Source organism: Mesorhizobium sp. M2C.T.Ca.TU.002.02.1.1, from assembly GCF_003997225.1.
The window spans coordinates 1-627 of sequence record NZ_RZTO01001443.1 but is presented as its reverse complement, the minus strand read 5'-3'; the positions used below and the strand labels follow the sequence as shown (position 1 = coordinate 627).

General features: G+C 62.7%; 1 protein-coding gene. It reads right to left on the bottom strand.

All coding sequences use genetic code 11. The annotated features are described in order from the left end of the window. A partial coding sequence (locus EOD07_RS36660; protein WP_164772972.1) for an ATP-binding cassette domain-containing protein occupies positions 1 to 483 on the bottom strand: 483 nt, incomplete at its 3' end. Positions 484 to 627 lie beyond the last annotated feature (144 nt).

Sequence of the window (627 nt, the reverse complement as noted above, 5' to 3'; positions counted from 1 at the left end):
GCGCGGGTCCTTGGCTAGACCCTTGGCGATCTCGACGATCTGCCGTTCGGCCAGTGTCAGCCGCCGCAGCTCCTGTTCGGGACGTAGCGCCGGGAAATCGTACTTCTCGAGCAGCGCCAGAGTCTTGCGCCGCATCTCGCCGCGATTTACGGTGCCAAGCCATGTCCGGGGTTCGTGGCGGAACCAGATGTTCTGCTCGACGCTGAGATCGGGGATGAGTGACAATTCCTGGAACACGGCGGCGATGCCGCGCGCCTGCGCGGCATCCGGATTGGCCGGACGATAATCCTGCCCGTCGACCAGGATCGTGCCGCCATCATGCTGAACCGCTCCCGACAGGATCTGGATGAAGGTGCTTTTGCCCGCGCCGTTCTCGCCGAGCAACGCATGCACCTCGCCGGCGCGGGCGCTGAATGCGGCCTCGCTCAGCGCGACGATGCCGCCGTAACGTTTGGACAGACCGTTGACGGTGACGAGATCCATGGGCCGATTTCTAGAGCGTTTCACCGTTTCACGGAAACGGCGAACCGCTCTATCTCCTTGTTTTGCGCAATTCCGGACGGAAAGCCGCTCACACTTTCCTGGAATTGCTCGAAAAGGTCTCCCGGCATCGCTCGATGCCGGGAG